Here is a 20,586-nt window from a genome sequence, read left to right on the forward strand (position 1 = left end):
GTGTTGTATTAAACAATTAAAAATTAGCAATCAGCAATCAGCAATTCGCAATTAATCATTTTTGGGGCAATCCCTCAAATAAGGAGTCCGTTATGTTAGGTAAAAAGAGAAAAAGAATCATTCTCCATTCTCCATTCTCCATTCTCCATTATTTTTTAATATCATTGTCTGTTTGTCTGCTTCTTTCTCTGCCCGTTTTGGCTTATAATGGCGCACATTTAGAGCAGTTTATTGATACAAAAGCCTGTATTGGGTGTGACTTGGTAAATGCACCATTAGGGGGGCGAGATTTGCGGGGGGGAGATGCGGAAAATGCGGATTTACGCAATGCTGATTTTAAAGGGGCTAAGTTAGAGGGAATTAATTTACTGGGGGCAGATTTACAACGGGCTGATTTTCGTAATTCTAATTTAGGCGGCGCAAATTTAGAAGGGGCGGATTTACGAGAAGCGCAGTTGCCTGGGGTTTATATGTTTCGGGCAGTTTTAGAGAATGCCAATTTAGGAAAAGCCAATTTAGAACGAGCGAATATAGGGGGAGGAGAGTTACAATTTGCGGATTTAACCGAGGCTATTTTAGAAGATGCGAGTTTAAAAAATGCGGATTTAACCTCGGCAAATTTGCCATTAGCAAATTTAGTTGAAGCGAATTTAGAAGGGGCGGATTTAACGAGGGCGAATTTAGTTGAAGCAGATTTATCTAATACAACTTTAAAAAATGCAACGTTAGTGGGGACTAATTTCGGGGCGGCAACGTTATTTCGCACTAATTTAAAAGGGACACAAATTAGTAGTAATACGGTATTTGATCCAAAATGGACGTTAATTTGGGAGTTAGTGAATACTAGAGTATTGGGACGGGATTTAGAGGGATTTGATCTCAGTGGCGCAAATTTAGAAGGGGTTAATTTAGAAGGAAGTAATTTAGCGGCAGTGGATTTAAGTCAAGCCTATTTATTTATTGTAAATTTGAATGGTGCAGACTTACCCCAAAGTAATTTTGAAGAAGCGGCTTTACGATATGTGGATTTCAGAAATACAGATTTAACTGAGACTAATTTTTTAGGGGCAGATATTGAACATTCGGAGTTTAAAGGGGCGGATTTAACTAAAGCTAATTTAAGGAATGCTAGGTTAAGTGATGTGGATTTAAGGGGGGCGAAATTAGATTTTGTTAATTTTCAGGATGTTTTACTCAATCCGGGGACATTATTGGGGGAGAAATGGCAAGTTGTTGCCGATATTATCAGTCGAGGGGCGGAGGGAAGGAGTTTACAAGATGTTGATTTATCTAATAGTTATTTAGTGGGGGTGAATTTTCGCAATGCGATATTAAGAAATGCAGATTTAAGAGGGGCGAATTTGGAGGGGGCTGATTTTACGGGGGCGAGGTTAATTGATGGGAATTTAGAGGGGGCGAATTTAGAAAATACGATTTTAGAAAAGGTCTTCTATTGTCGTACTATTTTACAGGATGGGACTGAGAGTGCTTGTGAAATTGATTTGGGTGATGGGTGATGGGGGTTGTAAATTATTCATTATGAATTAAAAGGGGGATGATGAGAGGTTATTTACAGCAGATTGGCTTTTTATTGTTGAATTCTACACTATGGTTTTTGCCAATGGTGGGGAGTCCGGTGGTGGCCCAAGAGGACTTAGTGGATTTTGATTACTGGGCGAGTTTGTGTAATACCCTTGGAGAGACGGAACAGTTGGAGGAGGCCATGAAAGCCTGTGATAAGGCGGTGGGGCTATTTCCGGGGGATGCGGAGGCGTGGAACGATCGCGGGGATATTTTATTTAAGTTAGAACGGTTTGCAGAGGCGTTAGTCTCCTATGAACAGGCATTACGACAAGACCCCACCAATTCCTTTATTCAGGCCAAACGGTGTTCGACGTTAGTAGAATTGGGACAAACGGAGAATGCTGTCACCTCCTGTGAGGAGAGTATCGAGATTGATGGAGACTGGGGAGAAGATACCCCTGCGATCGCATGGTACAATCGCGGAGAAGCCCTAGAACAAATGGGCAACATTTCCGAAGCCCTAGACTCCTACGACTGGGCCACCCGCATCAACCCCAGTTATTCCCCCGGATGGGCGGGCCGGTGTTCCGCTTTATGGGCATTAAGTCGCTACGAGGAGGCGTTAGTCGCCTGTGATAAAGCCATTCAAGCAGGCAATTGGGGGTTAGAAAGTCCCGCCTTAGCTTGGTTAAATCGAGGCCGGGTGTTAGTCAGTTTAGCCCAATTTAACGAAGCCCTAGACTCCTATAACCAGTCTCTAGCCATTAATCCCGAAAATGCCGTTGCTTGGTCAGAACAAGGAGATTTGTTAGGCTTATTGGGCCGCAATACCGAGTCCTTAAATTCCCAAGAATGGGCCTTAACCCTACGTCCCAATTATGCCCTAGCCTTAGCCCATCAATGCGCCGCCTTAAACCGTATTGGCCAATACGAAGAAGCCGCAAAAGCCTGTAATAAAGCCATTCAAGAGGGCGATGGCCGTTGGGGATCATTTGGGGCGGCCTATGCTTGGAATCAACGGGGCAATGCCTTTATTGGGCAATTGCGCTATGAGGAGGGGTTAGCGTCTATTAATCGGGCGATTTCCCTTAAACCCGACTATGCAGAAGCCTGGATTAATCAATCCGTGGCATTATGGCTATTAGAACGCAATGCCGAGGCATTGGCCGCCACTCGCAATGCCCTTGATCTCAATCCCCAGTCCTCTCGCGCTTGGTTTAACCAAGGCCGCATTTTAGTCACCCTACAATCCTATGAGGAGGCCGCCGAAGCCTACCGTCAGGCATTAGCGGGGGATGCCTATGTGGGGGGAGTACCGAAAATTGAAGATATTTGGGTGAATTTGAGTGCAACCTTGTGGCGGTTGGGCCGCTATGGGGAGGCCATTGGGGCCGCAGAGGAAGCCATTGATCTTGATCCAGAGTTAGCCTTAGCATGGTATAACAAGGGACTCAGTTTAATGTCTTCTGGCCAATCCAGTGCCGCTATTTCTGCCTATGAAACGGCTTTAGAGTTAAATCCCAATGATGCCAATACTTGGCTAGGGTTAGGCATCGCGTTACGGAGAATTGAAGACTATGCTCAAGCCATTGCTGCTTTACAGAAAGCCTTAGAATTCAATCCCGATTTAGAAATAGCGCAAACGAATTTAGAAGCGGTAATGGCAGCTATGCAAGGGCAGCAAATGGAGGAGTAAAATTCAAGAAAAATACTCTTACAGAATGGGGATTCAGGTAAGCTGTTGTGCATTTAAATGGGTATAGCAGTCCTAAATAAGTTGTGTCAAAAACTTGGGATCAAAAGGGGACAGGGATCGGAATTTTTAAGTTTTTTCTGACTTTTTGATTGATTACAAATCCTTTGAATTAACTCATTTTGGCTAATAATTGCCGAATAGCGGGGACATCTTGGGCGTGGGGGGCTTTTTCGAGGTAAGATTCTAGATCGGGGATCGCCCGTGTCCATTCGTCGAGTTGGTAGAGGAGAAGGCCGCGATCGCGCAATTCCATGGCATTATCTGGAAATAACATTAAAATCCGATCAATCGCCCCAATGGCCTTTTTAAAATCTTGTTTATTTAAATAAATTGCCTTTAAATTACTCAACATCCGCGCCAAAAAACGGGATTTACTCACAGCTTCTAAAAAGCGTGGATCGAGTTGGGCCGAAGGATGATAAATTTTTTGTAAAAGTTCCTCACAATCCTGTTCAAACAGCGTTTCTCCCTGATTAAACGCATCCACAAAAATCCCCACTCCTTCAAACTCTGGACGAATGAGAAAATGACCAGGCATTCCAATTCCCACCATAGGAAAATCAAGACGTTTCGCCACTTCTAGGTAAACTAGGGATAATGTAATCGGAATTCCTGTGCGACGCTCTAGCACATCATTTAAAAAGCTATTACGAGGGTTATAATAGTCTTTCTGGTTGCCATAAAATCCTAACTCCTCGTAGAGATATTGATTAATGGTTTGTACAATTTTCAAAGGATACCGCGACTCCGGAAGTTGTTCAGCCACTTCTGCGGCCATGGTATCTAGGATATTAAGATAATAGTCGATTTCGAGGGTAGGATACTCCTCTTGGGCAAGATACAGGGCAGCCTTGCCTAAGTCAAGTTGATCTTGGGGTTGTTGAATTTCCTGATAAAAGCGTTGTCTTGCAAGGGGAAAGTCGATCATAAGTTGGGTAATGGGTAATGGGTAATGGGTGATTGGTTGTTTGTTGTTTGTTCAACCTGTTAACGAAACGATCACCTGTCACCGTCAACTATTAACTATCAATGATCCATTATCCCACGACGCAGTTGAGTGGCAACCGTCTCCGAGATTGCCCCTTCTTGCGTGAGGGACCGGGTAGCCTCTAAACTAGCAATATGGGCAACACGCTGCGCGATCGCAGTTTGCCATTGTTGACTGTTTTCCGGGTGTTGTTCCCGCATCGCCTCTAGATTCCGTAACGCTTCCTCGGTATAATTGGCATAGGATTGGGAACAACTCTCTGCAATTGCACTAGAAATCCCGTAATTCTCCACCAGATGTTCCACCTCCTTGGCCACCACCTCCCCCACTGCGGCCACCGTTAACGCATATTCGTAGCGACTTTGTAAGAGATAGAGTTGTTGTTGCTTGAAATTAAACCCCGGAATCAAGCGTAACATACGCCACACCCGAAACTCCCAAGGCCGACATTGTTCAACTTTGGGGGGGATAAACCCATCTAACACCTCATCTCGCTTAATGGTAATGGTTAAATTTAATTGTTCTAGGGTTAATTCAGCCAACAATCCCTTATCGTAGAGACGACGATAATGTTTATTTTCAATGGCAATGGCCTGTAACCATAATACCTGACGCATTTGGCCTTCACTTGCCTGCAATTCCCCTTTAAGCTGGTTTAATGCTTCCTGAGACTCCTTAAACTGTTGTTCTAATGCCCTTTGGGGGTATTGTATTGCTTGGGGGGTAAACATGGGATTTTCTGCTAATGCGGCCACCTCCTCCAATGCTTGTCGAGATGCAGACACCTTCCCCTCGGCCAACTCCAACCGTTCTAAAATCGAAGGTCGGTCTAATTTTAACCGACGAATCACCCATTTAATCGTTGTTCCAGGAATTAACAAGGTAAACAACGTCACCCCAAAGGTAAGAAACACCAATAAATTGCGATCTTCCATTGCAGGGTTTATCCCCAACACCAACGCAAGGGAAACGGCCCCCCGTAGTCCTCCCCACATACTGATGATTTGTTCTCGAAAGGAGATAGACTGACTAGGGGAGAAATAATTAACAAGATTGAGTATCCCCAACACAACCAAGACTCGTGTTAGCGTGATTAAGAGAATTATCAGTCCCAATACCTCTAACAAGGGTGTACTCTGACTGAGAGAGGGGATAAACTGAATGGTCGTTAAACCAATCAGTAGGAAAATTAAACTATTGGCCAGAAACGAGGTATATTGCCAAAACTCGTGGAGAAATTCCCTTGTATCTGGGTTTAACCCCCGTGACACCGACACCGAGGAGACTATCCCGGCCATTAATACTGCAATAACTCCAGAAACCCCTAATCCCCCTTCGGCCACCATAAAGGCACTATAGGCCAAAATCGCGGAAACTGTCCCTTGAATAAGAGGGCGATCGCCCGCCCATTTTATAAAATAATTCATAACATAGCCTAAAATTACCCCCACTATCCCCCCACCGAGAAACGACTGGAGAAACAACCAGAGGCCATGAGTAAAGACACCTATTCCCACTGCATCGGTGGGGAGGGTGTGACGGATGGTTTCAAAAAGGACAATAGCGGCTGCATCATTTAATAAACTCTCCCCTTCCACTAAAATTAAGAGACGCTGAGAGACTCCCAACTCTTTAAACAAGGCAATAACCGCCACGGGATCGGTTGCAGAAATGAGCGTCCCGAATAATAATGCTTGTAGAAGGGGGAGAGAGTCACTTAACAGGACTTTCCCCACTCCCCACAGTCCCCCACCTATAATAAATGCAGATAAGAGTAATCCCACGGTTGCAAGGGTAAAGACGGGGGTAAAATTGCGTCGGAGTAAGCGACTATTCAGGTTTAATGCAGACTCAAAGACGAGGGGAGGGAGAAATAAATAGAGAATGAGGTCATGGGAGAGGGTAAGCTGTTTGAGGGGGTTAAGCAGGGGAATAAATTCAGCCAACCCACCTAATATTAAGCCAATAATAGCCAGTCCGACGGAATAAGGAAATTGTAACCGTTTAAAGGCGATCGCACTTAAACAGGCCACCAGTAATAATAGTAATAGAGTGGTTTGTAAGGTAAGGAGAAGGTCTCCAGACATGGTATTAGGTGATGGGGGGTAGATTAAGTGGCTTTATTTATCTAGCACTGTACCATGAACTGTATGGCGCAACCTTTCCCTCTAGCCTTTATAATATATTGATCATTATTTAAAACAAGGAGATTTAATTTTTAAACAGCAAAGAGACACAAGTTTAGAAACAAATTAAGACCTAATTAGTAAGATCAAAAAAGCTCGTCAAATAACTGTATAAACCTAAAATTGCCAGTTAATATTAAGGCATTTGGAAGGGATTGATAATCTGTAACCCATCAATAATTAAAATATTAGTATCAACGGCGTTCATGTAGCATATCTCGTGTTACTGGTGGTGCATTAGAAGGAATGGGATTTTGTTGCATTCGTTCCACCAGTTGCTTGAGAAAAGTTTCCCTATCTGTCAGATCAGATATCTTAGGAGGAACAAGCTGAGGGGATTGTACCACAAGCTCAACTTCAACCCCTTCAGGCAAATCATAAGGGGTTTTCAGGATAAATGTACCATTATGGTAAATGGCTTTTAAAGTATCAGTCATAAAAAAACTCTATAAAAAAACTCTATAAAAAAACTCCATTGTGAGAGTAAGTTGTCACTGAATTACTGATTACTGTTGACGGTTTTCTTATCAGCATATTCTCGCCACCGCGCGATCGCACCTGCTTTAAAATCCACTACAATAGCATTCTCAGCGTAAGTGTGTTTCCCCGTCTCCTTCTCCACACTCGACCAAACCCACTCCACAACAGCCTGATTCCCCTCCACTATAATACGCTTAATTTGAATAGTAACCGACTCACACGCCCCCAAATAGGCTTCAGTCACCCGTTCTATCTCCTCCTTCCCCCCAAACCGATATCCCGGAATAACTAACTCTCCCGTCGCAGTAAACAGCGACGCAAACGCTTTTGCGTTCTTCGTGTGACACGCATCTGCCGCTATTTTAATTAAAGTACGCAATTCAGTTGCAGGAAGCATAGCAGTGAACAGTAATCAGTGAACAGTAATCAGTAATCAGTAATCAGTGAACAGTATCTCGGTCAGGTTATAGAAGGTGCGAGGTTAGCTGAATTGTAGCGAAAAATCAGCACTCTGAAAGCAAGTTCATTCTCCCCTATCTCCCCTATCTCCCCTATCTCCCCTATCTCCCCTATCTCCCCTATCTCCTCCATCTCCCTGTCCTCTGTGCCTGGAGTGGTTCATAAAACTAAGTTAAACTAAAAAAACACCCCCATCCCTTGAAAAGAAAGGATGACGCAACCCTTACTCCAAGATAGCGAACGCTTAGAAACCCGACTCCAAGAACTCCCCCCCGAACCTGGAGTTTACTTAATGCGGGATGGCCAGGATAATATCCTCTACATCGGCAAATCGAAAAAACTGCGATCGCGGGTTCGCTCCTACTTCCGCAACTCCCAACCATTAAGTGATAGAATCGCCATGATGGTGCGGCAAGTCTGCGACATAGAATTTATCGTCACCGACAACGAAGCAGAAGCCCTCGCACTCGAAGCAAACCTCGTCAAACAACACCAACCCTACTACAACGTCCTCCTCAAAGACGATAAAAAATACCCCTATGTCTGCATCACCTGGTCAGAAGACTATCCCCGCATCTTCATCACCCGCAAACGACGGAAAAAACAAGCCAAAGACCGCTATTATGGCCCCTACGTGGATGTCCGACTCCTCCGCAGTACCCTCCACCTCGTTAAACGTATTTTCCCCCTCCGTCAACGGCCCAAACCCCTCTTTAAAGACCGTCCCTGCTTAAACTATGATATCGGTCGCTGTCCAGGAGTCTGTCAGAGTCTCATCACCCCCGAAGACTATCGCAAAACTGTCCAAAAAGTCGCTATGGTCTTTCAGGGACGCACCAAGGAACTGATCGACAATCTTACCGCACAAATGGAACAGGCCGCCGAAGCGTTACACTTTGAACAAGCGGCACGACTGCGAGATCAAATCCAAGGACTGCAAACCCTCCACAGTGACCAAAAAGTCGCGCTTCCTGATGATACTGTATCACGGGATGCGATCGCCTTAGCCGCAGACCCCCAATATTGTTGTATCCAACTCTTTCAAGTCCGCGCAGGTCAGTTAGTGGGACGGTTAGGCTTTTTCGCAGAAACCCAGTCAGGGAGTTATGGGGCAATTTTACAACGAGTTCTCGAAGAACATTACAATAATGTCGATCCCATTGAAATCCCCAGTGAAATTTTAGTCCAATATGACCTCCCCCAAACCGACCTCCTCAGCGACTGGTTGAGTCAACGGAGAGGCCGCAAAGTGCAACTGTTGACCCCCCAACGACAGACCAAAGCAGACCTGGTAGAAATGGTGGAACGGAACGCACAGTACGAGTTAGAACGGACTCAGCGTAAGCGCGATCGTACCACACAAGCCTTACAAGACCTCACCAACCTTCTCGACCTCCCCGACCTCCCCCACCGCATCGAAGGATACGACATCTCCCACATCCAAGGGTCCAATGCAGTGGCCTCCCAAGTGGTATTTATTGATGGAGTCCCCGCAAAACAGCATTATCGTCACTATAAAATCAAAAACCCCGATGTTCGTATCGGTCGTTCCGATGACTTCGCCAGTTTAGCAGAAGTTTTAGGTCGTCGCTTTCGCAAATATCTCGAAAACCCGACTCATCCCCGACAGGATGACCCCGACTTCCCCGACTTAGTAATGATAGACGGAGGGAAAGGCCAACTCTCTGCGGTGGTGACAGCATTACAAACCCATAGTGAGTCTCCCTTGTTAGAAGACCTGAATATTGTCAGTTTGGCGAAAAAACGGGAAGAAATCTTTTTACCCGGTGAGTCTGTCCCCTTAGAGACCGACCCCGACCAACCTAGCGTACAATTATTACGGAGAGTCCGCGATGAAGCGCACCGTTTTGCGGTCAGTTTCCACCGTCAACAGCGTTTAAAACAAGGTCGCAGGTCAAGACTAGAGGAAATTCCGGGGTTAGGGTTTACGCGACAAAAGGAACTGTTAGCGCATTTTCGCTCCATCGATTATATCCGCGAAGCGAGTCCGCAGCAATTACAAGCTGTTCCAGGAATTGGCCCGCGACTGGCCCAAGAAATTTATGATTATTTCCATCCTAATGCAGTTTTAGCAGCGCGTGCGGCTGAGGAAACGGGGTCTTATCGGGTTTGAATGTTGTTGGTTTAGAACTGCCGAGAAACCGGGTTTCTTATGGGAGTTGGGTGCGGAATATCGGGGTTGGGGATAGAAACCCGGTTTCTTTCTCCGAACAACAAGCTAGCATGAGTCAAAAGCAGAGGTGATTGTGGAATGGAAAGAGTAGAACAGTATCGGCAATGGGTTCAACAGTGGTTACTCGACTTTATGTTGACCGTTCCAAAGCGACAGGCCGTATGATTACCATTGACCCAAGTAATGCTCAATGGGAGGATCATTTAGAACAACAGCTTCAGCAGCGCAATTCAGAGGCAACCGACTAGGGTTAACTTCATATTCTTAGAAACCGGGTTTCTGATGAAATTTGGATGCAGAATATCGGGGTTTGGGAGAAACCTAGTTTCTTAAAACAATCTCTCGTGTGATGGGCGTTTACAGAGTGTATAGTGTGCTTTATTGTTCTGGAGGAATCAAAGGTTCTAAAATAGTAATGAGTTGAGGAAGACTATTTTGGGTCACGTCCCAAATAATTTCTAAACTGATGCGATTATATTCATGTACGATGCGGTTTCGCATTCCAATAATATTACGCCAAGGAATACTGGGTAATTCGGCTTGAGACTCCTCTGAAATTCTACCAGCCGCTTCACCAATAATTTCAATTTGACGAGTGACTGCGGCTTGACGCATCAAGTCGGTTTGAAACCCTTCCCACTTGACTTCTGCGACAAACTCTTGAGCGAGTTTGGCCCCATTGAGCATATCTAGGAGATAGTGGAGTTCACGAGGCTGCATAGATCACTTGTGCTGATTCTAAGATGGCTTGACGACGTAGATAATTTTGGCTTTGTTCAATGCTTCGACGTTCCACTAAATCTACGTTTCTTTGAAAAATGGCTTGTAATTCTTCTTCCATATCTAGTAAGTCTCCAATGGTGTTTTTCACATCATCAGAGAACGCAACCAGTACATCAATATCGCTGCGGTCTGGATGAAAATCCTGTCTCAACACAGAGCCAAATAACGCCAACTCTTGGATGTTCCACTGTTGACAAAATTGGGCTATTTTTTCATAACTGATAGGGATTTGAAGTGTCATAAAGGGCGAGGGGGAGCAAGTTTTCTCTCACTATTGAGCATATCTAGGAGAGAGTGAAGTTCACGAGGCTGTATAGATCACTTGTGCTGATTCTAAGATGGCTTGTAGATCATTGCGGAAGTGTCGAGAAACCGGGTTTCTTATCAAGGGTGAGTACGGAATATGGGGTTTGGGAGAGAAACCCGGTTTCTTGGCTCAAATGCACATTTTCTCTTTTTTGTCAAGACTCTTTTACATTTTTTTCCGTTCCGCTTCTTGGACTCGTTCAATTAAAGAGCGCACTTCCTCCGTTCCCTCCGAGGGGTGAAATTTAAGGGGGAATTTGCCATTGGCTACCATCCGTAATCCCAAGGGGGTAATGCTCAATAAGCCGCGAATGTCTTGGAAATAATTGCCGACTACATATAAACCAAATTTCCGTTCATCAATCCATCCCCCTTCTTTCACCAGTTCGATGAGGACTTTGCGGTGACGAATGGGGCGATTGGTGGTTTTATCGTGGCGATCGAGCAGTTCTCCTTTTATTTTACCGATCTGATCCATGGGGGCAACGTCCATGGGACAGACATAGTTACATTGATAACACCGGGTACATCCCCACGCCCCATCAAGACTGTTATATTCTTCTAACCGTTGCTCGGTTTGGGTGTCGCGGGAGTCGGTGGCCATGCGGTAGGCTTTGGCTAAGGCATGGGGCCCGACAAAATCGGGGTTGACTTCTCTGGCGTTACATTCGGAGTAGCAGGCCCCACACATGATACAGTTTCCGGTTTGCTCAAGGCGCGATCGCTCCTCTGGAGTTTGCAGAAATTCCCGTTCCGGGATTGCTCTCCCCTGGGTACTCACATAGGGATCAATCTCTTCTAAGTGATCCCAAAAACTGCGCATATCCACCACCAAATCCTTAATTACCGGGAAATTGCCGAGGGGAGCAATGGTGATTTCGGGAGTCTGGCCATTTTCTTGAGGGGAAAAACGCTCAATTTCTTGGCGGACATTTTCTTTACAGGCTAAGGCTGAACGTCCGTTGATCCCCATGGCACAACTGCCGCAGATGGTGTTCCGGCAATTTTTCCGATAGGCTAACGTGCCGTCGAGTTCCCATTTAATCCGGTTCAAACATTCTAGAATCGTGTTTCCGGGGGTAACATCTAGCGTATAATCCTGAATCTTGGCGGGACGATTGGACGCTTGGCGGAAAATTTTAAAGGTGACTTGCATATAAAAAAAAGATAAATTTTTTGCCGAGGGGAGAGGGGTGATAGGCCAATCCAGAGGCGTAAGGCAAAATAGGGGCTTGGCAGAAGTCCAGATGGAGGAAACTCCCTTCACCGACGCTCCAGCCATCCCGAATCTCTCCTCTGTTCTAGTTTAAAACATCTTTTCCGACCGGGGAAGATTCAGTAAAATTGCCGACGCGATCGCGCCTTTCCCACTATTAGCTAAAATTCTCTGAGCGAGATCAGGTAGTGATTTAGGGAAAATCAATGCTTTTTTCCCCCAGGCCAGCATCTTTCCCCGTTCCTCCCATTAGCGAGAACCCAGAAGTGGGATTTTTTTTTCAGCGACTTCCTCTCTGCCTTGGTTCTGAGAATCCTGCCATTTTTTAAGGTAGGTAAAGTGATCCCCCTCTCATCACCCCTTTTTATAAAATTAGTAAGAAAAAAACTTTTCAATTGACTCCCTTTAACGATATATTTCAGATAGGATGATAAAACAGTAGAGACTCCCTTGGGAGAATCTAGGATTTTATCTCAGAGTTCGGAACAATTTTCGTAAGACAAATTTTGTAAGGCTATGTCGGAAACTCCTCTAACTGGAAAAGCATTGCTTCAAAAAGTCAAAGAGCTTGCTAACTTGCCTCGTCGAGAAACCGCCAAAAAATGTGGTTATTACAGCACGACGAAAAGCGGTCAAGTGCGGGTCAATTTGACGGATTTCTATGATGCAGTTTTGGCTGCTCGTGGGGTCGCCCTCGACCCAGATGGTGCGAAAGATGGACGTGGCCGCGAACCGACCTATCGGGTGAGCGTCCATAAAAATGGCCAAATTGTCATCGGTTCAACCTACACCCAAGAGATGGGATTGAAGCCTGGAGATGAATTTGAAATTAAACTGGGTTATAAGCATATTCACCTCAAACAGCTGGATGGGAGTGGGGAAGTCGTCAGCGAGGAAGCGGATGTCGCCTAGTCCGTAAGCTCCAAGAAAATGCTTTTCTTGCGGTGTCTTATTGGGGGGGATATCCAGTCGTCTCACGGGAGATAAACAGAGGTTAAACCCCCAAAGACACCCGGATTAGTCATCTTGAGCGACAACGCATTCCCAGCATTAAGAATGGTCTTCTCTAGCATGATTTTTGAGTTACTCGAAGGGGTGACAACGGCACAATCGTGGCTGAAAGTTGTGACCTTTTTTTGCGCTTGGGGGCTGATTTGGTTGCCGATTGCGGTGGGAGTGTCATTAGCCATCCGTTGGCATCCAGGTCAACCCTTAACCTCTGAAAAAAAATTCCCCTTACTGGCCTCTCTTTATCTGATTGTACCGCTAATTGTGTGGGGAACAATGGGAGTGGAGGGGACTTCTTTGGCCGATTATGGACTGAGTTGGAATTTTTCCTTGCTGCTCTCCCTGGTGGGGGGATTGGGGATGGCAATATTTGGCTTACTCCTCGTTTTTGGCCTGGAATCGGGGATCGGTTGGGTGGAATGGCAATGGGAAAATGTCGGGAAATTGCGATCGCAAGTGCTGCCAATTTTAACACTCGGACTGCTTATTGGCCTCATTGAAGAACTAATTTTTCGAGGGATTTTATACAACATTTTTCAGAGTGATTTAGGACTCACCCTGGCCGCCATCCTTTCCAGTCTCATCTTTGCCCTCACCCACCTCCTCTGGGACCAACAAGACACCCTCCCCCAATTCCCCGGCCTCTGGTTGATGGGCATGATCTTAGTCCTTGCACGTCTCGTGGACAATGGCCAACTAGGACTCGCGTGGGGACTCCATGCAGGTTGGGTGTGGGGGTTAACCTGCTTAGATACCGCAGAATTGATCACCTATACCCCCCAAGCATCCCCTTGGTTTATCGGGTTTAACCAAAACCCCCTCGCAGGAATCGCAGGGATCAGTTGTCTATTACTGACAGGTGTGTTATTAGTCACCTTGGGGGGGTTGTAGCGGGTTGATAGTTGAGAGTTGATGGTTAGGGAATTAAACCACAAAGACACAAAGGACACAAAGGGAAGATGGGGAAGATGGGGAAGATGGGGAAGATGGGGGAGATGGGGGAGAACAAAGAACTAACTATTCCCTGTTTCCTGTTACCTGTTCCCTATTCCACAAACAACAAATAACAAAGAACACAGAACCAACAACAAAGAACAAAAAATAATTGTTATGACCGATCTACTCTCCCACCTTAACCCCTCTCAGCGACAAGCAGTCCAGCATTTTTGCGGGCCCCTGCTAGTGGTTGCGGGGGCCGGTTCAGGAAAAACCCGGGCCCTCACCTATCGGATTTTTCATCTGATTAACGAATATAAAATTAATCCTGAGCAAATTTTAGCCGTTACCTTTACTAATAAAGCGGCACGGGAGATGAAAGAACGTATTGAGCGACTTTTTGCCGAAAAACGCGCTCTACAGCAATATAATAAACCTCTCGATGCTCTCCCCCCGGAAGAACAAACCGACCTCCGTTCTCAAATTTATAGAAAAATTACCAAACCCCTCTGGATTGGCACGTTTCACAGCCTATTTGCGCGAATTCTCCGCTACGATGTCAATAAATATCAAGATGAAAAAGGACGGACTTGGGAGCGCAATTTTACTATTTTTGATGAATCTGATGCGCAAAGCGTCGTTAAAAATATTGTCACCAAACAATTTGACCTAGACGACAAAAAATTTAATCCCCGTCGTGTGCGTTATGCCATCAGTAACGCCAAAAATTTAGGCTTAACTCCCAACGACTATTTACAAGAGAATCCCAACTATAAAGGCCGTGTTATTGCTGAGGTTTATGATGCGTACCAAAACCAACTTGCGGCTAATAATGCCTTGGATTTTGATGACCTCATTTTAGTCCCCGTTCGTCTCTTTCAGCAAAGAGAAGATATCCTCGATTATTGGCACAGACAATTTTATCATATCTTGGTGGATGAATACCAAGATACCAACCGCATTCAATACGACTTAATTCGCCTGCTGACCACCAATGGAGAACCGGATAAAAAGGCTTGGAGTTGGGATAATCGCTCGGTTTTTGTGGTGGGGGATGCCGACCAGTCAATTTATTCCTTTAGAATGGCGGATTTTCGCATTCTGCTAGGGTTTCAGGAAGATTTTGGGGATGGTTTGCCCGATGAAGATACGCGCACAATGGTTAAATTGGAGGAAAATTATCGCTCGCGCAAGAATATTTTACAAGCGGCTAATTTTATTATTGAAAATAATACCCAGCGCATTGATAAAATTCTTCGGCCTACGCGAGAGGAAGGGGAAGATATTTATATTCATAAAGCGGATAGTGACCAAGCGGAAGCTAAGTTTGTGGTTGACCGCATTGAGTATTTAATGGAAGAAAATCCGGAACTCGATGCGGGACAATTTGCGATTTTATACCGTACTAATGCTCAATCTCGCGTCTTTGAGGATGTCTTGCGACAACGGAATCTCCTCTATTTAATTGTGGGGGGACTCAAGTTTTATGACCGTAAGGAAATTAAAGACGCTTTAGCATATTTACGAGTATTAGTCAACCCTGCGGATACGGTTAGTTTGTTAAGAATTATCAACACTCCGCGACGGGGAATTGGGGCAACGACAGTTGATAATTTAATCAATGCTGCTCAAGAGTTGGGTGTTCCTTTGTGGGAAATTCTCAGTGATGAAACCTCGGTGACGACGCTTGCGGGACGCTCTGCGAAAGCGGTGAACCGTTTTGCAGGGATGATTCAGGAGTATCAGGAGAAGGTTCAAGAGATTGACGGGGCGGCGATTTTGCGGGATATTATGGAGGATTCTGGTTATTTGCCTGATTTGAAGGAGAAGGGGACGGAGGAAGCGGATAACCGGATTGAGAATATTTTTGAGTTGTATAACGCGGTGGTGGAGTATCAGGAGGATAATGAGGATGTCCGCTTACAAGCGTTTTTAGAAAATGCGTCTTTGGCCTCGGATATGGATAATTTACAGGAGGATCAGGGGGCTATTTCGTTGATGACGTTACATTCTGCGAAGGGGTTAGAGTTTCCTGTGGTGTTTATGGTGGGGATGGAACAGGGGTTATTTCCCAATTCTCGTAGTTTAAATGATCCGGCCTCGTTGGAGGAGGAACGACGGTTATGTTATGTGGGGATTACCCGGGCCCAGGAACAGTTATTTTTAACTCATGCGAGGGAACGGTATTTCTGGGGATCACGGGAGACTTGTATTCCTTCGCAGTTTTTGCAGGAGTTACCGGAGGAGTTAATTGCGCGAAATGTGAAGCAGATGCGGGTTCGCAAGTCTCGGCCTCAGTCTAAGGTAGTTGAGGGGGATATTGATTGGCAAGTTGGCGATCGCGTGTTTCACAATACTTTTGGAGAGGGAGAAGTTACGCATATTTTCGGGAAGGGTAAAAAGGTGAGTGTTGCGGTGAAGTTTGCGGAGTTAGGACAAAAGATTCTTGATCCGAAAGTGGCCCCGATGGAGAAGGTGGGATGATGGGGAATTGGGGATTGGGAATAGGGAATAGGGAACAGGGAATAGGAATTAGAGTATTTTTTGTTCACTTGATGAAACCACTTGACGAAACCCAGTGTAAAAGTGTTTTACCTTAATTGGGGATTTGTGAGAAGAATTGTTAGGCTGAGAAGGGGTCTATAGGTGCGCGTCTATTTCCCATTATCAATATACACCCTTGTCAAGTCAAAGTCAAGCCTTTTTTGAGTTTAAATTTGCCTGAAAATACGTTTTTTTTGGTATTCTAAGGACTGAATAGTTACGGTCACTCAACCCGTTTTTAAAGGGTTTTAGCTATTAGACAACTTGGCACATTAACCGTTAATTCTAGCTCATTGTAGGTTGGGTGAAGCGTAGCGTAACCCAACATCCCCAAGTTAAAAACGTTGGGTTTCACTCCGTTACACCCAACCTTATATCTTGACAGGTTTAACCCTAAAAAACTTACTACAAACATTGTATTTATTGTTAATTGCTAACAGCCTCTTTATATACTTTTTCATTTGTTTTCACCGACTTAAAAAAGTCCACCACAGGACGGGGATAGTCCACCCCTAACTGGACTCCATATTGCTTCTGTTCCCCTTGGGATAGCTTCCAGGGTTCATGAATTAAATGAGGGGGTAACGGTTCTAATTCCGGCAACCAATGTTTGATATACTTCCCTTGGGGGTCATAGTCCTTAGACTGTTTGGGGATATTGAAATAACGAAACCCTCGCGCATCATTCCCTACCCCGGCCACATAATTCCAATTCCCATAATTACTACACACATCATAATCAATTAATAACGACTCAAACCATTCCGCCCCCATTAACCAATGAATCCCTAAATTTTTAGTTAAAAAACTAGCAACATTTTGGCGGCCTCGGTTGGACATGAACCCAGTGGCGGCAATTTCGCGCATATTGGCATCTACAAGAGGATATCCGGTTTTACCCTCCCGCCATAAATCAAAGCGTTTCCAGTCCTCTTTCCACGGGAGTTCAATGCCTTGGAGTCCAGAGGAGTAAAACAGTGCGTTGCCGTGTTTCACGCAAATATAGCGGAAATAGTCTCGCCAGAGTAACTCAAAAATTAACCAATAGGTGGATTGATTTTGGACTCGTTCTTGTTCGTATTGTTGCACTTGGGTATAAATAAACCGGGGAGAGAGACAACCCAACGCTAACCACGGGGAAAATTTCGAGGAATAGTCTGGCCCTAACATCCCGTTGCGGGTTTTTTTATACTGTTGTAAACGGTCTTGGGTCCAAAAATAATCCTCCACACGCTGCATCCCGGCCCGTTCTCCCCCTTGAAAGGGTAAAACCCCTCGGTCATCAGGGTTAACGGGTTCAACGTCTAAGTCGGCAAGGGTGGGAATTGTGCCTAAGTCCACTTCCGGAAGGGGGGGGAGGGTGTCTGGGGTGGGGAAGGGGGAACGGATGGTGAAATTTTGTTCAAGTTTTTTGCGAAATTGGGTAAAGACTTCTGGGGTGTCTTCGGGGGGGAAGGGGAGGTCATCTCGATGAGAAAGGGTTGACCCCCAAAAGCGGGTTAAGGAGAGATGGAGGGGGTGGAGTTGGTTCTCGATCTGTTGTTCAACGTAGGTTTCTTCTGCGGTGACTTCTTGATAACAGTACACTGCATCAATGGCTAGGTCTTGACAGAGTTGGGGGATAATGTCTTCGGGTTTTCCGTGACGAATGAGGAGGTTAGACCCGATGGACTGGAGGGAGTAGCGGAGGTTGGCGATACTTTCAAGGAGAAATTGACTGCGAAATGATCCGGTTTTGGGAAACCCGTAGGAGGTGCGCGAAAATTGCCGGGGGTCGAAACAGTAGAGGGGGATAATTTGTGCGTTTTGTTGCTGGGCCTGGTGTAGGGGTTCGTGGTCGTGGAGTCTGAGGTGGTGGCGATACCAGAGGAGGATACGTTGCACAGACATAATTCGCTACTGTAGGAATGACATCGACTTCCCTGAAGGGTCTAAGACTCCGAGGCTGGGGAATGGCCTAATTTTAACCAAACTTTGGCTTCTGGGTCAGGTTGCCTGTTTTCGAGGAGTTGGACTCCGGTTTCGGTGGAAAAATGCCAGATACATGGGACTCCTCCTAGGGTGAGGGTGACGGTGGTTTGGTGTGCATCTCTGGAGAGGACTCGCGCTTCTCGTTCTTCTCCGAGTTTCCAACAAATTCTAGCGATCGCAATTTGATTCATCAGTCTAGGCTCACTTTTTTTTACTTAATCGTGAGCGATCGCACTTTTTCCGGAACAATCTTGACAATTACTGAAGAATCCATTAAAGCCCCTTGCGGACTTCGCCAATTCGTAATATTATGTAATACAATTGACAGTTTACAAATTAAGCAGGAGGTGATGGCGTGTGTTCAGACTCTTCAATCGACCCGAATACAACAACCCAGCCCGCAAATCTCAAGCTCATCGCATTATTGAACTGTCCGACAACGTTAAAGTCCAAACTGAAATAAAAACTGAAAACGTGCCAGCCCTCCGTGCTGGTTTTGCCGGATATCCTCGTAACCCTCGCTGGAATGCCACCAAGTTTTATGCTTGGAAAACCGGGTGTCAATGGCGTAATGCCTTAGATACCGGAGAAATGACCATTTGCAGCGATAATGCGGTACTAACTACCGTAACTCCTCCGAGTGAGGTCAAAAACCATGACAAGGTAGCTGAGGAGAATGTGATCAGTCCCACATTCTCCTCAGACAATGACGAGTTTCAGCAACGCAACGATCAAACGTGGTTCTCTCAACTCAGCAAAGTCCCCTGGACCAAGATTTCCTGGAAGCAGATCGTCTCCCTAACCTTAAAACCTGTCAGTTTTGTCAAGTCTTGAAAGTTAGGGCAAATATCACAAAAACGGCAAAGTGGGAGATCTCCCACTTTGTCTTTTATTTTGGGGAATTGGTGATTGGTAACGGGTAATGGGTAATTGTAGCAGATACAGAAGGCTAAAGCCTTGAAGTGTCATTCATCCTTCGATTTAAAATCGAAGGCTTTCTGACTGATTTTTCTGTAAATTGTTTACTGATTACTGATTACTGATTACTGTAGAATAATGGAGGGGAGAAAATGACAATTACAATCTTAGTAGTAGAAGATGACCCAGAAATCGGGCAACTCCTCCAAACCACCCTCAACCGAGAAGGCTTTAACTGTCACCTCGCCCAAGACGGGTTACAAGCCCTCAATGCCTTTTGGGACTATCAACCCGACCTCATCATTCTAGACCTCATGTTACCCAAACTAGACGGCCTAGAAGTGTGTACTCGCATTCGCCAACAAACCACCCCCAAAGACCCCTACATCCTCATGTTAACCGCCAAAGGAGAAGAAATTGACCGAGTGATCGGACTCTCCACTGGGGCCGATGACTACCTAGTAAAACCCTTCAGCCCTAGAGAACTGGTTGCTAGAGTCCGCGCCCTCCTCCGTCGCAGCTTACGCGGCGAACCCCAACGCACCTATACCACCCAACATTTTACCCTAGACCTAGACCGCCACATCGCCCTACAAACCAAAGACACCGGAGAACGCGAACCCCTAGACCTCACCCCCATCGAGTTTAAACTATTATCCACCTTTATGAGTTATCCGGGTCGCGTCTGGAACCGCCCCCAACTCATTGATAAACTCTGGGGAGATGACTTTTTCGGAGATGAACGAGTCGTCGATACCCACGTAGGCCGCTTACGCAAAAAAATAGAACCCGACCCCTCCCACCCCACCTTCATTAAAACCGAGACAGGCGTTGGCTATAAATTTGAAGACTAAAAAAATCCCAATTCCTGCCAAATTATCTAAAAAAAAGCAAAATGTTAAATAATCTTCTTTTCCCCTTTTATTAAGGGGGGCTGGGGGAGATTTTATAGAACTTAGACTCAAAAAAACCGCCTCTCCCCGTCCTCTGTGTCTCTGTGGTGCAACCCCAACAACTTGACGCAAAAATCAAAATACAATACACTTATTCTAAAGTACATTTGTATAAAACCATGCGTCGCTGCTTCAGCCAAAGCCAAAAACTGCACCTACTGAGGCTTGCGGGGTATCGCTGCCAAAACTGCGGCATCCCCCTCACCCCAAACAACACCGCCGCCGACCACCGTATCCCCTACAGCAAACAAGGGGCAACGCAAGTATGGAATGGACAAGCCTTATGTATGCAATGTAATGCAAAAAAAGGAGATCAAATAGTAATCAGTAATCAGTAATCAGTAGGGAGAGAATAAACAACCCA

The 20,586-nt window shown here is 45.5% G+C and carries 20 protein-coding genes; 10 read left to right on the plus strand and 10 right to left on the minus strand.

Going from position 1 to position 20,586, the window contains the following annotated elements; translation table 11 throughout:
• Positions 1 to 164: 164 nt before the first annotated feature.
• Positions 165 to 1,517: a pentapeptide repeat-containing protein gene (locus PN462_RS09360; RefSeq protein WP_272127859.1), complete on the plus strand. Its 1,353-nt coding sequence runs from the start codon at positions 165 to 167 to the stop codon at positions 1,515 to 1,517.
• Positions 1,518 to 1,555: 38 nt separating this feature from the next.
• The gene (locus PN462_RS09365; protein ID WP_272127860.1) at positions 1,556 to 3,220 is read left to right on the plus strand and encodes a tetratricopeptide repeat protein; all 1,665 of its coding nucleotides are present in this window, start codon (positions 1,556 to 1,558) and stop codon (positions 3,218 to 3,220) included.
• A gap of 169 nt (positions 3,221 to 3,389) precedes the next feature.
• Here PN462_RS09365 and PN462_RS09370 read toward each other — a convergent pair whose 3' ends face one another.
• The 4 genes from PN462_RS09370 to PN462_RS09385 all read right to left on the minus strand — a co-directional run bounded on the left by PN462_RS09370 (position 3,390) and on the right by PN462_RS09385 (position 7,331).
• Positions 3,390 to 4,205: a SirB1 family protein gene (locus tag PN462_RS09370; RefSeq protein WP_443029127.1), complete on the minus strand. Its 816-nt coding sequence runs from the start codon at positions 4,203 to 4,205 to the stop codon at positions 3,390 to 3,392.
• Positions 4,206 to 4,306: 101 nt separating this feature from the next.
• Entirely contained in the window at positions 4,307 to 6,355 is a 2,049-nt protein-coding gene (locus tag PN462_RS09375) for a cation:proton antiporter (RefSeq protein WP_272127862.1), read from the minus strand.
• Between the two features lie 293 nt (positions 6,356 to 6,648).
• Positions 6,649 to 6,891, minus strand: a complete 243-nt coding sequence (locus PN462_RS09380; protein ID WP_272127863.1) for an antitoxin family protein — start codon at positions 6,889 to 6,891, stop codon at positions 6,649 to 6,651.
• Between the two features lie 62 nt (positions 6,892 to 6,953).
• A complete protein-coding gene (locus tag PN462_RS09385) occupies positions 6,954 to 7,331 on the minus strand; it encodes a nuclear transport factor 2 family protein (protein ID WP_272127864.1) in 378 nt (125 codons plus the stop codon).
• Between the two features lie 273 nt (positions 7,332 to 7,604).
• Between PN462_RS09385 and uvrC the strand changes: the two genes are divergently transcribed.
• Positions 7,605 to 9,527 carry an excinuclease ABC subunit UvrC gene (gene uvrC, locus PN462_RS09390; RefSeq protein ID WP_272127866.1) on the plus strand — a complete coding sequence of 641 codons (1,923 nt, stop codon included), beginning with the start codon at positions 7,605 to 7,607 and terminating at the stop codon, positions 9,525 to 9,527.
• A 176-nt stretch (positions 9,528 to 9,703) separates the two neighbouring features.
• Positions 9,704 to 9,835 carry a hypothetical protein gene (locus PN462_RS09395; RefSeq protein WP_272127867.1) on the plus strand — a complete coding sequence of 44 codons (132 nt, stop codon included), beginning with the start codon at positions 9,704 to 9,706 and terminating at the stop codon, positions 9,833 to 9,835.
• Positions 9,836 to 9,965: 130 nt separating this feature from the next.
• Here the strand turns inward: PN462_RS09395 and PN462_RS09400 are convergent, their stop codons facing one another.
• The 4 genes from PN462_RS09400 to PN462_RS09415 form a co-directional block, all read right to left on the minus strand.
• Positions 9,966 to 10,307 (minus strand): HepT-like ribonuclease domain-containing protein, encoded by a 342-nt coding sequence (locus PN462_RS09400; protein ID WP_272127868.1) that lies wholly within the window; start codon positions 10,305 to 10,307, stop codon positions 9,966 to 9,968.
• Complete coding sequence (locus tag PN462_RS09405) at positions 10,294 to 10,611, minus strand: nucleotidyltransferase family protein (RefSeq protein WP_272127869.1); 318 nt, start codon at positions 10,609 to 10,611, stop codon at positions 10,294 to 10,296. The genes PN462_RS09400 and PN462_RS09405 overlap by 14 nt, the downstream gene beginning before the upstream one ends.
• A 231-nt stretch (positions 10,612 to 10,842) precedes the next feature.
• Positions 10,843 to 11,832, minus strand: a complete 990-nt coding sequence (locus PN462_RS09410) for a succinate dehydrogenase/fumarate reductase iron-sulfur subunit (protein ID WP_443029128.1) — start codon at positions 11,830 to 11,832, stop codon at positions 10,843 to 10,845.
• A 150-nt stretch (positions 11,833 to 11,982) separates the two neighbouring features.
• Positions 11,983 to 12,123 carry a hypothetical protein gene (locus tag PN462_RS09415; RefSeq protein WP_272127871.1) on the minus strand — a complete coding sequence of 47 codons (141 nt, stop codon included), beginning with the start codon at positions 12,121 to 12,123 and terminating at the stop codon, positions 11,983 to 11,985.
• 285 nt (positions 12,124 to 12,408) lie between these two features.
• Here PN462_RS09415 and PN462_RS09420 point away from each other — a divergent pair, with 285 nt between their 5' ends.
• The 3 genes from PN462_RS09420 (at position 12,409) to pcrA (ending at position 16,320) form a co-directional block, all read left to right on the plus strand.
• The gene (locus PN462_RS09420; protein WP_272127872.1) at positions 12,409 to 12,804 is read left to right on the plus strand and encodes an AbrB family transcriptional regulator; all 396 of its coding nucleotides are present in this window, start codon (positions 12,409 to 12,411) and stop codon (positions 12,802 to 12,804) included.
• A 144-nt stretch (positions 12,805 to 12,948) separates the two neighbouring features.
• Positions 12,949 to 13,791 (plus strand): CPBP family intramembrane glutamic endopeptidase, encoded by an 843-nt coding sequence (locus tag PN462_RS09425; protein WP_272127873.1) that lies wholly within the window; start codon positions 12,949 to 12,951, stop codon positions 13,789 to 13,791.
• Positions 13,792 to 14,001: 210 nt separating this feature from the next.
• On the plus strand, positions 14,002 to 16,320 hold the full coding sequence (gene pcrA, locus PN462_RS09430; protein ID WP_443029129.1) for a DNA helicase PcrA: 2,319 nt from the start codon (positions 14,002 to 14,004) through the stop codon (positions 16,318 to 16,320).
• 486 nt (positions 16,321 to 16,806) lie between these two features.
• On the opposite strand, the gene PN462_RS09435 is transcribed toward pcrA, so the two are convergent.
• Both PN462_RS09435 and PN462_RS09440 read right to left on the minus strand, forming a co-directional pair.
• Complete coding sequence (locus PN462_RS09435; protein WP_272127876.1) at positions 16,807 to 18,270, minus strand: DASH family cryptochrome; 1,464 nt, start codon at positions 18,268 to 18,270, stop codon at positions 16,807 to 16,809.
• 41 nt (positions 18,271 to 18,311) lie between these two features.
• On the minus strand, positions 18,312 to 18,542 hold the full coding sequence (locus PN462_RS09440) for a hypothetical protein (protein WP_272127877.1): 231 nt from the start codon (positions 18,540 to 18,542) through the stop codon (positions 18,312 to 18,314).
• 166 nt (positions 18,543 to 18,708) lie between these two features.
• Here PN462_RS09440 and PN462_RS09445 point away from each other — a divergent pair, with 166 nt between their 5' ends.
• The 3 genes from PN462_RS09445 to PN462_RS09455 all read left to right on the plus strand — a co-directional run bounded on the left by PN462_RS09445 (position 18,709) and on the right by PN462_RS09455 (position 20,560).
• Complete coding sequence (locus tag PN462_RS09445; RefSeq protein ID WP_272127878.1) at positions 18,709 to 19,185, plus strand: hypothetical protein; 477 nt, start codon at positions 18,709 to 18,711, stop codon at positions 19,183 to 19,185.
• A gap of 242 nt (positions 19,186 to 19,427) precedes the next feature.
• Positions 19,428 to 20,123: a response regulator transcription factor gene (locus PN462_RS09450; RefSeq protein ID WP_443029130.1), complete on the plus strand. Its 696-nt coding sequence runs from the start codon at positions 19,428 to 19,430 to the stop codon at positions 20,121 to 20,123.
• 143 nt (positions 20,124 to 20,266) lie between these two features.
• The gene (locus PN462_RS09455; protein ID WP_272127881.1) at positions 20,267 to 20,560 is read left to right on the plus strand and encodes an HNH endonuclease; all 294 of its coding nucleotides are present in this window, start codon (positions 20,267 to 20,269) and stop codon (positions 20,558 to 20,560) included.
• Positions 20,561 to 20,586 lie beyond the last annotated feature (26 nt).

The sequence above is a fragment of the Spirulina sp. CS-785/01 genome, assembly GCF_028330525.1.
Lineage (GTDB): Bacteria > Cyanobacteriota > Cyanobacteriia > Cyanobacteriales > Spirulinaceae > JAQMSD01.